The 12,937-nt window shown below is 47.6% G+C and carries 10 protein-coding genes; all 10 read right to left on the bottom strand.

Going from position 1 to position 12,937, the window contains the following annotated elements; translation table 11 throughout:
* Positions 1-323: 323 nt before the first annotated feature.
* A complete protein-coding gene (locus PQI28_RS02975) occupies positions 324-1,166 on the bottom strand; it encodes a phytoene/squalene synthase family protein (RefSeq protein WP_445236742.1) in 843 nt (280 codons plus the stop codon).
* Entirely contained in the window at positions 1,132-2,610 is a 1,479-nt protein-coding gene (locus PQI28_RS02980; RefSeq protein WP_339962501.1) for a phytoene desaturase family protein, read from the bottom strand. The genes PQI28_RS02975 and PQI28_RS02980 overlap by 35 nt, the downstream gene beginning before the upstream one ends.
* Positions 2,607-4,100 (bottom strand): phytoene desaturase family protein, encoded by a 1,494-nt coding sequence (locus PQI28_RS02985; protein ID WP_339962502.1) that lies wholly within the window; start codon positions 4,098-4,100, stop codon positions 2,607-2,609. The genes PQI28_RS02980 and PQI28_RS02985 overlap by 4 nt, the downstream gene beginning before the upstream one ends.
* A gap of 69 nt (positions 4,101-4,169) precedes the next feature.
* Positions 4,170-5,201 carry a class I SAM-dependent methyltransferase gene (locus tag PQI28_RS02990; RefSeq protein ID WP_214785385.1) on the bottom strand — a complete coding sequence of 344 codons (1,032 nt, stop codon included), beginning with the start codon at positions 5,199-5,201 and terminating at the stop codon, positions 4,170-4,172.
* A 100-nt stretch (positions 5,202-5,301) separates the two neighbouring features.
* Positions 5,302-5,685, bottom strand: a complete 384-nt coding sequence (locus PQI28_RS02995; protein ID WP_214696141.1) for a YisL family protein — start codon at positions 5,683-5,685, stop codon at positions 5,302-5,304.
* Between the two features lie 117 nt (positions 5,686-5,802).
* Positions 5,803-8,361 (bottom strand): sensor histidine kinase, encoded by a 2,559-nt coding sequence (locus PQI28_RS03000; RefSeq protein WP_214785386.1) that lies wholly within the window; start codon positions 8,359-8,361, stop codon positions 5,803-5,805.
* Positions 8,358-8,720 carry a response regulator gene (locus tag PQI28_RS03005; protein WP_074032651.1) on the bottom strand — a complete coding sequence of 121 codons (363 nt, stop codon included), beginning with the start codon at positions 8,718-8,720 and terminating at the stop codon, positions 8,358-8,360. The genes PQI28_RS03000 and PQI28_RS03005 overlap by 4 nt, the downstream gene beginning before the upstream one ends.
* Before the next feature lie 134 nt (positions 8,721-8,854).
* Positions 8,855-10,726 (bottom strand): ABC transporter ATP-binding protein, encoded by a 1,872-nt coding sequence (locus tag PQI28_RS03010; RefSeq protein ID WP_339962503.1) that lies wholly within the window; start codon positions 10,724-10,726, stop codon positions 8,855-8,857.
* Entirely contained in the window at positions 10,723-12,447 is a 1,725-nt protein-coding gene (locus PQI28_RS03015) for an ABC transporter ATP-binding protein (RefSeq protein ID WP_339962504.1), read from the bottom strand. The genes PQI28_RS03010 and PQI28_RS03015 overlap by 4 nt, the downstream gene beginning before the upstream one ends.
* Positions 12,440-12,922 carry a MarR family winged helix-turn-helix transcriptional regulator gene (locus PQI28_RS03020; RefSeq protein WP_339962505.1) on the bottom strand — a complete coding sequence of 161 codons (483 nt, stop codon included), beginning with the start codon at positions 12,920-12,922 and terminating at the stop codon, positions 12,440-12,442. The genes PQI28_RS03015 and PQI28_RS03020 overlap by 8 nt, the downstream gene beginning before the upstream one ends.
* Positions 12,923-12,937 lie beyond the last annotated feature (15 nt).

The following is a 12,937-nucleotide window of genomic DNA, read 5'->3' on the forward strand; positions in this document are numbered from 1 at the left end:
GAGCCTTATCGCGTTTTGAACTTGTCACACCCGAGAAAAAGTGATGAGCGAGTTTCCCCACTCGTATCCCGTAGTTGAGACAGCTTGCGTATGATGTTCCCCCTTAGTCCATCAAGCATCCTGTTTCAACGAAGATGTCCCAATTGATTCATTCCCCATGAATCCCGGCACATCTTTAGGGCTTCATCACAAATCGATTCATTCATTTCCCCGATGAATGGATCACATAACGCTTACGCCACTTTTGGTCCCCCGCCAAAAGTGGTTTTTTTTGCGCAAAAAAACTGTAGACGCCTAAAAGCGCCTACAGTAAACCTGACCTCTTATAGTTTTGCTAGCAACTTTCCTTTTTGAAGCGTCGATACGTATGCACGCTTTGTGAAGACGTCATATCCGTTTGCTCGAGCCGCATCTAAAATTCCTTCGTATAGGAGCGCTGCCGCTTGAACTGGCTTTCGACTGGCCAGTGGATAGAGGTGATGGGTTCCACGTGCGCGTTCATACAAGAACTCCGCGCGTTTCGCCAACGCCTCCCATAGTTCGATAAAGGCAGGTGTCACTTCTCGTTGCTGTAACATCTCTTCAGTTACACCGAACTGTCGCATCATCGTCCGTGGTAAATAAATGCGATCTCGGTTCAAATCTTCCCCGACATCTCGCAAAATATTTGTCAGTTGCATCGCAATTCCAAGGTCAATGGCCCCTTGCCGAAGCTGACGTTTTGTAGCGGCATCTTGATTCGGAACAAGAATCGGGAGTAGCATCAGACCGACCGTACTCGCCGCATAGTAGCTATATTGCTCGGTCTCTTCGAGCGTCTCATATCGCGACTTATGTAAATCCCACTTCATCCCTTCTGCTAGCTCGAAGAAGGGATCGACGTCCATTTCATAGCGCTGCCAGACATCTCGAAGGGCAACCCACAGTGCATCGTCTTGATCATACCCGGCCAAAAAACGATCGAACGCATGCAAAAACGACGCCAGACTTTCTTCTGGACGGTCCGATTCATCGACTGCATCATCAAGGGTCCGACAAAACGTATACACGGCCATGACCGCTTGACGATCTGGTTTTGAGAGCAAAGAGAAGGCCCGATAAAAAGTCAGCGAGCCTTTCTTCATGATTTCCTCACATTGACGATACGCTTCTTGTGTCGTCACGATGTATTGCCCCCATTTCTTCTTCCATTTTTTTCACGAGTAACTGTGACCCAATCATGACGATTGGCACGCCACCACATGGATGGACAGATGCACCAACCGCATACAATCGTTCGATTTTCGGGAACGGTCTTGCCTGTGGCTTGAAGGCAGCTGATTGAGACAACTTCGGTGCAATCCCAAAGCTTCCTCCTTCAAATAGACCGAAACGCTCGGCATCCATCGGTGTCCGGACTTTCATCTCGGTCACGCGCTCACGAAAACCTGGTACGAGTGCCTCGATTCGTTCGAATAGATGGTCAATCGTTCCTTGCGTCTCAAAGTCTTCCCGTTCCAATTTACGAGGTACCGGAACGAGGACATACAGCACGCTCGTTCCATCCGGCGCTAGTGTCGCATCAATCCGTGATGGATTGAACGTGTACATCGCCGGATACTCACTTAGTTTACCATCCTCAAAGATTGTGCGCATCGATCCTTCAAAATCGTTTGGCAAATCAAATTGATGGACCGGTAAATCGAGTGCGCCATCAACGGTAAAGTACAGAAGTAACGTACCGCTGGACGGTTCGTATGTCTTTGGTGTGACGCCATCAATGAGTCGCTCCATGAGTGGAAAGTCCCCGTTCACGACGACCGCGTCATAAGACACATACTCGTCATTGACCGTGACACCGTCCGCCACTCCGTTTGTGACGTGAACGCGATTGACGGTCGCATTCATCACGAAACGGACACCTCGACGCTTCAGCTCTTGTTCCATTTTCGCCGCAAGCGAGAAATATCCTCCTTTTACGTACCAGACGCCCTCTTCCTGTTCACGATACGGGATCAGTCCATATAAAGAAGGCGTCGCATAAGGATTTCCACCGATATAGAGTGTCTGCAAACTGTAGGCGACTCGTAGGCGTTCGTCCTCAAAGAAACGTTTCATGTTCGCATGGGCCGTTTCATATGCTTTCAGACGCATCAGGAGGAGCAACAGTTTAGGTTCGAATAGTTCCGTCTTTGATGCGTAACTTCGGTCCAAAAACGTATCGAACCCAATCCGATACTCTTCTTTCTTCTGCGACATATAATGACGAAACGCATCCCCTTCACCGAACGTCCGCTCGATTTCTTCAGCCTGCCGTTCGATATCGCGATATTTGTAGAATGATGTCCCGTCTTGATAACGCAAGCGATAGAGCGGGTCGACTTCGAGTAACTCGACTTCATTTTCTGGTAGCCCTGCTTCCATCAACTGTTGCTTCAGTTTACTCGGTAACAAGACGATTGTCGGCCCTTCGTCGACTTTCGCCCCATTCTCAAACTCAACATAGTTTAACCGTCCTCCGACGCGTGCTTCTTTCTCATAAATCGTGATAGTTAGCGACGGATTCCGTTTCGTCAATAAAAGGGCGGCATAAAGAGTGCCGACCCCGGCCCCGACAAAGCTGATGTTCATCGGCCGACACCTGCCCGTTCACGCAACAGGTTCGTCGTGATTCGCGCCGATTCAAAAATCGTCGGAAGCCCACTTCCCGGATGCGTTCCACCGCCGACGAGCCAGACGTTGTCGAGCTCTTCAAATTGGTTGTGCGGACGGAAATACATCATTTGCGATAGATTATGGCCAAGGTTAAACGTTGCTCCCTCATACACGCCGAACGTCTCCCAGTCTACTGGTGTCAACGTCTCCATCACCTCGATATGTTGTCGGATGCCTCTGTACGGAGACCGTGTTTCAAGGGCGTCGAGTACACGTTCTGTCATCGTCGTCTGCAGCTCGTCCCATGGGAGACCGGATAAGTTATTCGGTACCGGTACGAGCACGTAAAGCGATGACTTTCCTGCAGGCGCGAGCGTCGGGTCGATGCGTGAGGCGTTTTGAACGTAGAATGAGAAATCCACGCTCAGTTTCAACTCTTGCGTCATCTCTTTGACGTTCAACTCATAATCGTCTGCAAAGTGAATCGAATGGTGCGCCACGTCTTCGTATATGTGATCAAGTCCGAGATAGAGCATGAACGTCGAGCACGAATAGCGCTTCTTCTTCAGTTGAGCTGGACTCCACTTCGAGAGTTTACCTTCAGGGACAAGCGACGTCATCGCATGTGCAAAATCAGCACCGATTACGACTTCGTCGAACGCATAATGGACACTTCCGGCCACGAGACCTGTCACTTTCTTGTCCTCCATGAGGAGGCGCTCCACCGGTTCTCCTAGACGAATGGAGCCACCTTCTTCTTCCACGACTTTCGCCATCGCATGGCAAAGTTGATTCACTCCCCCAATCGGGTGATGAACCCCATATGCGTGTTCCATATACGATAAAATGGAGAAACCACCCGGGCATTCCCAAGCGGACATGCCTAAATATTTTGCTTGGAAGGTAAACGCATACTTCAGTTCTTCGCTCGTGAAGTACTCGGATAAGACATCATAAAGCGACTTCCCAATCGACAGAAACGGCAGTGCTTTAAGCACACGTAATGATACATAATCGGTCAATTTATCATGAGCGGTCTGTAAGACAGGCATCAACTTGGACAGCTTAATCGCCTGTTCGCTCATGAATCGCTCATATCCTTCTCCATTTCCCGGGAATTGTGCTTCGATGGCTTGATGCATCTGGTCGCGATCTGTCGTCATCGAGAGCTGACGCGTGCCGCGATCGAAATACAAATCATACATCGGTTCCAGTCGTTTCATCTCGACGTAATCATGTAAATCGCGTCCCGTTTCTTCAAAGATTTCTTCTAAAATATAAGGCATGTTTAAAAATGTAGGTCCTCGGTCAAACGTGAATTCGCCGACTTGCAGGCGTGATGTCCTCCCTCCGACAAACGGTTGTTTCTCAAATACGGTGACGTCTACCCCACGATGCGCCAGTAGCATCGCAGCAGCCAATCCACCAGGTCCTGCCCCTATTACGGCAACTCTTTGTTTCGACACACTCAACAACTCCCTATGTGAATAGTCTCTTATGCTTCTCTATCATTATAGAAATGACCGGAGACAAGTTCAATTTTCAATCGGTTGATTGAGCAGGTTCTTTCTTCCTCGCTCGGCGATGACGATGTACCAAGATCCTTCTGGGATGAATGGGATGAATCGAATTTGTTCAAATCCGACTTCTTGCATCTGTCGGCGTAATCGTGGAATGGTCGGGAGCGGATACAAGTTGTCATGGAGAGTCATAAATGCGTTGAATGCGGAAGCGAATCGTCCGCCGAGTGCCGTCTCCGCAAGCGGCGTCACGAGGACTGCTACCCCGCTCTCTTCTAAACGACCTCGAAGTCTTTCAAGCAGCTTGATTCGTTCCTCTGGAGAAAAGTAATAGAGCATATTGTTCATCATGACAGCATCGAACTGCTCGTCTGTTTCCCAGTTCATGAAGTCGGCGACTTCAAAATGAATATCGCCCCGTTCATCACGAGACCGCGCCTCTTCGATGACCTCTTCCTCTAAATCAATACCTGTCAGTTCCCAACTTGGTTCGAGTGCTTGTAATTTACGTAAATAGCCACCGTGTCCACATCCGATATCAAGCATCGATTGGACATTTGCTTGGCGCAATAACTGCTGTACAATCGGGAACGCGACCGTTTCCACAAGGGTCGACGTTTTCGCGACGACTTGACCGTGCTCTGCCCCATCGAATGTCTTTTGTTTTCCAGACTCTAAAAATTCCGGATAAGCAATCAACGCAGGGATGTGGAGTTCCATCATCTCTTGCAACATGAATCCGATGCTTCGTTCGTCGTTACCGGATAATTGATATTTTAAGCCACGTGTCGGATAGTAGCGCCAGCCTCTCTTCTTCAAATGACGTACTGCGACTCCGACTTCTAACCAACGCTCTAGTGCAAGTTGCGTCACCGGGCGTTTGAGTCGCAAGTTCATTTCCGCCACGCTTGCGCCACCTTGAAGCGCATCGAAAAAGCCAAACTTATATCCGATATATCCGTGCCATAGTGGTAAAAATGATTCTGTTTGTTTCATCCATTTCCGTGCATGTAATACGCGTGTCCATTCAGTCATTTGTTGATCCATCGTTTCACCTCATCGTCATGATTACTGATTTTTTTATTTTCCCCTAATAATTTGTGTACAAACAAAAAATTCCCACTTCGGTGTGCGAAGTGGGAAAATCTTATTGAATGAAGCTGTTGAAGAATGATTGGCCATATGGTAATGCGTAACCGATAAAGATTGTCACAAGTGCCAATACAATAAATCCGCCGAACAAGGCGTTTGATGGTTTTTTCTTTTTCACTTTGACGAGCGTCATCTCACCGAAGATTAGTGTCAATAAACCGACTGTGATTTTCACGTGATAGAACGTGCCGCCTCCGTTTAATTGAAGGTAGAGATAAAGTCCTGTTCCGAATGCGATGAGTAACATGAGTCGAAACGCCATATGTGCGATCTTTCCACTCTTGTTGCCGTTCTTATAACCGATATAGGCCACGGCAAACAAAATAAGTAACAAAATCCAGCTCGTAACGTGCGTGTGCAAGAATGCAATCAGTGGCATTCTAATGCCCCCCTTTATGTTGTTGTACAGTCTTCATTGTACACGAACCTTCTCCTGATTGGTCAAGCGAACGCTTACTAAAAAAAATGAGCCATCCTTCAAGGATGACTCATTTCATTATACTGGTGTCGTCTCTGCCTCTTGGACAGCATATTCATAGCTAGGAATTTCAACGATGAAGGTCGACCCTTCGTGTTGAATCGATTCCACATGAATTTGACCGTTATGGCCACGGACGATTTCTTGACAGATCGGTAACCCAAGACCCGTTCCGCCGATTTCGCGGCTATCGGAGTTATCGACGCGATAGAACTTATCGAATAATCGATCGAGCGCGTCGCTCGGAATTCCAATCCCTTCGTCCTTCACTTTGATCGATACGATATGCTCATGATGGGCAAGCTCCACCGTAATCTTTCCACCACGTGGAGAATACTTCACGGCATTCGACAATAGATTACTCATCAGCTGCTTGAACTTCTGGCAGTCAACGAACAACTCATAAGGACGAGCATCATCCGCAATCAATTCGAATTCGTGCTTCAAGGAAGACGCTTCATAAAACGTCAACATATCACGGACGACCGGTTCGATATCAAGTTGTTCCCGGTCGTACATTTGACTACCGGATTCCATCCGCTGCACATCGAGGAAGTCGTTGACGAGGTGCGTCAGACGTTCTGTCTCTGCATGGATTGTCTCTAAATATTTTGCTTGTTTCTCATTTGGTAACTGTTTCTTCACCATCAATTCTGTAAATCCATAGATGGATGAGAGCGGTGTTCGCAATTCATGAGAAATCGTAGAGATGAATTCACTCTTCAATCTTTCAGCCTCTGTCTCACTCGTAATATCCCGGAAGACGAGAAGCGTCCCCTTCGATAGACCGCCGACGATAATCCGCTCCGCATACATCTGCAAGTTCATCTCACCTTTACGAATCGAGAAGCTGACACTTTCATGCGGGAAATCATCAGTGAACAAACGATTCGTATATTTCATAAAGTCTTCGGCCTGATCAACCGTCTCAACAAGCTGGTTTCGCCACTCTTCCCATGACTCTTCTTCAAGGTCTGTCATACTGACATCACTTAATTCTGGGAACATCTCGTAGAGTGGTCGGTTCACAAACACATCATCGGTCGCATGTTCAATATAGACGACCGCTTCCCGAATCGAGTCAAGAATGCGTTCCGTCTTTCCTTTCTCCCGTTTCATCTCTTCGAATAGACGCATCCGTAAGAGCGAGAGTGAAAGCTGACGAGCGAACGACATGATGTCACCCATCTGCGTCTGTGTGAAACGATCTTTATAACGGACCAGATAGATGAACGCGATGATTGAGTCATCCGTCGGGTCATGGACCGGCACCGCCGTCTCGAACATATAGTACGGGTACGGAAGAGGGTGGTCACTTGCGACTTGTTTCGATGAATGCACCGTCGTCTTCAACGTCATCGCTCGCGTCAATACAGAATTCTCACTATCGAGCAATTGACGTGACAACGTGTCATTCAAACCATGGCTCGTCACGCGGTACGTACCCGATTCATCGACGAAAACGAGGGCACCGACTTCCGAATCCGTAATCGTAACGAGTTTCTCGATAATCTCTGGATAAGCCGTAAGCGAATCACGTGACGCTAACGTCTCCGTCAATTCGTTTCGGTACGCGAGATGTTGTTCGTTTTGTTGTGTCTGTTCGAGAATCTCTTCAAGCTCTTGCTGCTGGGCCTGAAGTTCTTCTTGTTGAGCAATCAATTCTTCTTGTTGCGCTTGAAGTTCATGGTTCTTTTCAATCAAATGACGTTCATTGTCGCGAAGTGTCTCGGCCATCTTATGGAACGAGCGAGACATCGTCCCGATTTCGTCTTCACGCTTCATTTGATCACTCAAGTCGACGATTTCACCTTTCAACAAACGGTTCGATGCAATCGAGAGTTTTGAAATTAAGCGTGTTTGACGACGAAGGAACGGTTGAACGAATAACAAGATCAATGCGGCAAATGAGGCGATGCTCATAATCCACAAGAATTGAAGAATGTTATTGTTTTGGCGCCATTCCGCGTAGACGTTTTCTTTTTCAGAAGCCATCAACTGACGGTAGTTTTCAAGAGACGACTCCACTTCATCAATCGGCCCTAAAATATCGATGCCACGCTCCGGATTAAATTGGACGAGACCTTGATCAATCAATCGTTGCGCCGTCGGTAACTCGGCAATCGTTTCGGCATCGATAAACGTTTCCGTAATCTCACCATCTAATTGTGCCTGCGCATATTCATACGTCACCGGAATGATGACGTCATAGTAGAAGTCATGGAACTGTTGCAAATCTTCTGCGAATAATTCACCTTGGCGAGTTTGTACCTGTGTTTTAAACCAGTTAATTTCTTGTTGGAACTTTGCTTCGTTCGCACTTGAACGTTCTAGCGACGCCGTATCACCAAACAAAAGATACCCGCGCGTGTCATATTGATCGGCTTGCCATTCATCCCAAAGCGTCGTCAAACGATCGACGCGTTCGTCTACTTGACGTAAACGAGCCTCATTCGCCTCGAGTCGATTCTCGATATACACATATGTCAGAACCGATCCAACCAACGCAATGGCGAGGAATGAATAGAGGACGACCATGATGTCTCGCCCAAGTTTTTGTTTAAACCACCTTTTCACTTCACGATGCCTCCTATGATTTTAACGAGTTCAAGTGGGCTGAACGGTTTTGAAATGAAGTAGTCGACCCCAATCTCATTCGCGCAATCACGGTCAGATTGTTGGCTTTTCGCTGTCAACATCATCACTTTCGTATCTTGTCGCCCTGGTAACTTCCGTACTTTTTCAATGACCTCAAGCCCTGTCATCCCAGGCATCATATGGTCCACAATCACCAAATCATATTCGTTCTCTTCAATCAATCGATAGGCCTCTACGCCATCTTGTGCCTCATCGATATCGTATCCTTCGTCTTCTAATGTATCCATCACAAGCATGCGTAGTACTTCTTCGTCTTCCGCAAGTAAGATTTTAACCATAATCGTTCCTCCATTTTTTATCCCATTTTTTTATTTTAACGGATTTGTAATTGTTACACAAAATAAAAAGACGTACGAAACTCATCTTCGTACGTCTTTTGCCTAATCAATAGCGCGCAAAACCTGTATTCTTCTTATACAACTTCTTTTTCAGCGAACTGACTATTATATAAATCTTCATAAAATCCACCTGCTTCGAGCAGTGATTCGTGTGTGCCTTGTTCGATGACGCGACCTTGGTCCATCACTAAGATGAGATCCGCATCCTTGATGGTCGATAAACGGTGTGCAATGACAAAACTCGTTCGCCCATTCATCAACCGCTTCATCGCCTGTTGAATCAAAATCTCGGTGCGCGTATCCACACTCGATGTCGCCTCGTCCAAAATCATAATCGGCGGATTTGCGAGAACCGCTCGCGCAATCGTCAGTAATTGCTTTTGACCTTGTGAGATATTATTCGCTTCTTCATTCAAGACGGTGTCATATCCGTCTGGCAACGTCCGGATGAACGAGTCCGCATGCGCCGTCTTCGCCGCGTTGACAATTTCATCTTCTGTCGCACCGGTTTTCCCGTAAGCGATGTTGTCACGGATTGTCCCATTAAACAACCACGTATCCTGTAAGACCATCCCGAACGTATGACGTAAATCTTGTCTCGACATTTTACGCGAGTCTTTCCCATCAATCAAAATCTCTCCATCGTTCAATTCATAGAAACGCATGAGAAGGTTGATTAATGTTGTTTTCCCGGCACCGGTCGGACCGACGATGGCTACCGTTTGTCCCGTCTTCACGTCGAGATTCATATCTTGAATGAGTAGATTCTCTCCATATCCAAAATCGACGTGACGGAATGCGACATTCCCTTCAGCTCGCTCCAATCGATAAGTCGTTACTTCTTTCACTTCTTCCTCTTCGTCTAACAACTCGAATACCCGTTCCGCTGCAGCGACCGTCGACTGGACGATGTTTGCGATGTTCGCTGTTTGCGTAATCGGCTGGGTGAACTGTCGCGTGTACGTGATAAACGCTTGAATGTCCCCGATGGAGATGCTTCGTTGCGTGACTAAAATCCCACCGACGACACTGATCAACACGTAACTAATGTTCCCGATGAACATCGTCATCGGCATGATGATCCCTGATATAAATTGCGCCTTGCGTCCGGCATCGTAAAGTTCTTCATTCACCTCATCAAACTCCCGGACGGCTGTCTCTTCACGACCGAACGCTTTGACGACCGCATGCCCGGTATACATTTCTTCCACGTGACCGTTTAAACGTCCGAGATGACGCTGTTGATCGGAAAAATATTGTTGTGATCGCTTTAGAATCGGGCGAATCGCAAAGATTGTGAGAGGTAAAGACACGAGAGAGATGACCGTCAACAGTGGACTGATGGACAGCATCATAATCAAGATTCCGACAATCGTGACGATTGAGGTAATGAATGACGTCACACTTTGTTGAAGCGTGCTCCCAATCAAATCGATGTCGTTCGTCACTCGGCTCAACGTCTCTCCATTCGAACGACCATCGTAATATTTGAGCGGCAATCGTTCCAATTTTTTATTGACGTCTTCCCGCAAATCATAGACCGTCTTTTGCGCAACGCCTGACATTAAATACTGTTGCACGTAGTTGAATAGACTGCTGATGACGTACAGTCCTGCGAGTAACGACAAGATTTGCCCGATTCTCGTGAAATCGATTTCTGCGCCTGGTACACCGGTGAATTTCGCATAGGCGCCTTCAAAGAGTTCCGTAATGGCAATCCCCATGATTTTTGGACCGGCAATCATAAAGACCGTACTTAGAATCGCTGCGACGAAGACCGCAATCAATGTGTTTCGCCGTGGTTTCAGATAGGCAAGCAGACGACGGAACGTGACTTTGAACTCCTTCGGTTTCTCACCCATCATCATCATGTTTCCACCGCCAGGACCCCCTGGACCACCGTGCCCGCCATGAGTTTGTCGCGTCGTTGTTTGTTTCTCACTCATGCGATTTCCTCCTCAGACAATTGCGACTTCACGATTTCTTGATAAACCGCATTCGTCGCAAACAATTCATCATGTGTACCGATTCCGGCCACGCTTCCTTCTTCTAACACGATGATGCGATCGGCATCCATGATCGTACTCACCCGTTGCGCGACGATCAATACGGTCGCATCTTTTATCTCTTCTTTCAACGCCTTACGTAACGCAGCATCCGTCTTGAAGTCGAGTGCCGAAAAGCTGTCGTCGAATACATATAGATCTGGTTTTCGAACGAGTGCCCGTGCGATGGAGAGACGTTGCTTTTGTCCACCAGATACGTTCGAGCCACCTTGCTCAATCACAGATTCATATCGATCTGACATCTTCTCGATAAAGTCGCTCGCCTGTGCGATTGACGCGGCATGTTCGACTTCTTCGGTCGTCGCATCGGCTTTCCCGTATCGAATGTTCTCAGCAATTGTACCGGTGAACAGTAACGCCTTTTGCGGAACGAATCCGATTTTCGAACGGAGCTCCTCTTGCGGTACGGCTTGAACATCGACCCCGTTCACGCGAATTTCGCCAGACGTTACATCATAAAATCGTGGAATCAGATTGACGAGTGTCGACTTACCAGACCCTGTTCCACCGATCACCGCCGTGACTTCTCCTGGGTTTGCTGAGAAACTGACATGTGATAATGCCGGCTCTTCGGCACCTGGGTAAAAGAACGTGACATCATCAAACACGAGTGTCCCGTGTTCCACATCGGCCGTTTTCGTGCCGTCATCGACGAGTGAAGGAGTCATCTCGAGCACTTCATTGATGCGATTCGCAGATACAGATGCTCGCGGAATCATGATGAACATGACAGAAGCCATGACGAGCGCGAACATGATTTGCATGACATATTGAATGAACGCCATCAAATCCCCGATTTGCATCGCCCCGTTATCGATTCGGATGCCTCCGAACCAGATGACGCCGACGACGGTCAAGTTCATGACGAGCATCATGGCCGGCATGAGGAACGCCATGATTTGGTTGACTTTAATCGAGACGTCCGTCAATCGTTCATTCGCCTCTGTCAAACGAACTTGCTCTTCTTTTTCACGATTAAAGGCCCGAATGACACGAATACCCGTCAAATTTTCTCGTAGGACGAGATTCAATCGGTCCAATCGTTTTTGTACTTTCTTAAAGAGCGGCATCGCCTTCCAGAAAATGAGGAAAATTGAGATGACGAGAACAGGCATGGCGGCAACGATGACAAGTGACAACGTTGCATCTTTTGACGTCGCCATGATCAAACCACCGACGAACATGATCGGTGCACTGACGACCATCCGAAGCATCATGATGATGACTTGCTGGACTTGCGTGATGTCGTTCGTCGTCCGCGTGATGAGCGAGGCTGTGCCGACACGATCGAACTCTTCCAGCGAGAAACGCTCGACATGGTTAAACACACGTCTTCGTAAGTCACGTCCGAATCCCATCGCCGCTTTCGATGAATAAAAACTTGCCACGACCGCTGCAAGCGCCCCGAGTCCGGTCACACCGAGCATGATGCCACCCATTTGCCAAATATAGCCCGTGTCTCCTGTCACGACCCCGTTATCGATGATATCCGCCATTAATGTCGGTAAGAATAAATCTGCTAACGACTGGGCGAATACAAATAACAAGACCATAAGGACGGCCCATTTATAAGTAATCAAACGTTTTAACAACTTAATCATGACGACATCCTCCTTCACAATCGATGAATCCTTCGTTCAACCCATCTGCAATGTGTTGATGCGCTTCAATCATATGGCGATACGTCTCTTCATCTAAACGAGCGAGGATTTGATTCAACTGTCGTTCGGTTCCTTCCTCCTGCTGTTCAATCTCCTCAATCAATTGCTTGCCGGATTGATCGATTGTCAATACCACTTCGCGTCGATTGTCCGGGTTGATGTCTCGACGAATGAGCCCTCTTTCCACAAGTCCATCCAATGATTGACTCAACGTACTCTTCGGCATCCTTGTGCGCCGAACCAACTCTTTTTGAGTGATCGCCCCTTGTTCATTCAACATCATCAGTCCGTGAAGCTGTGGCAAGGTAAGGTCATTTTGTTGGGCCGTCTGATGCATGAGACGAATCAACACACGTTGGACGCGCCAAAACGATTGCATCATTTCCCGCGCTCTTGTTGCGCTCATTTCAGTCATGTTTCTTCACTCCTT

Source organism: Exiguobacterium sp. USCH10 (assembly GCF_037619445.1).
GTDB classification, from domain to species: domain Bacteria; phylum Bacillota; class Bacilli; order Exiguobacteriales; family Exiguobacteriaceae; genus Exiguobacterium; species Exiguobacterium aestuarii_A.

Coding starts and splice junctions, on each gene's coding strand:
- PQI28_RS03020 (WP_339962505.1), bottom strand. CDS start 12,922: ATGACTGAAATGAGCGCAACAAGAGCGCGGGAAATGATGCAATCGTTT.
- PQI28_RS02995 (WP_214696141.1), bottom strand. CDS start 5,685: ATGCCACTGATTGCATTCTTGCACACGCACGTTACGAGCTGGATTTTG.
- PQI28_RS03005 (WP_074032651.1), bottom strand. CDS start 8,720: ATGGTTAAAATCTTACTTGCGGAAGACGAAGAAGTACTACGCATGCTT.
- PQI28_RS03010 (WP_339962503.1), bottom strand. CDS start 10,726: ATGAGTGAGAAACAAACAACGACGCGACAAACTCATGGCGGGCACGGT.
- PQI28_RS02980 (WP_339962501.1), bottom strand. CDS start 2,610: ATGAACATCAGCTTTGTCGGGGCCGGGGTCGGCACTCTTTATGCCGCC.
- PQI28_RS03015 (WP_339962504.1), bottom strand. CDS start 12,447: ATGATTAAGTTGTTAAAACGTTTGATTACTTATAAATGGGCCGTCCTT.
- PQI28_RS02990 (WP_214785385.1), bottom strand. CDS start 5,201: ATGGATCAACAAATGACTGAATGGACACGCGTATTACATGCACGGAAA.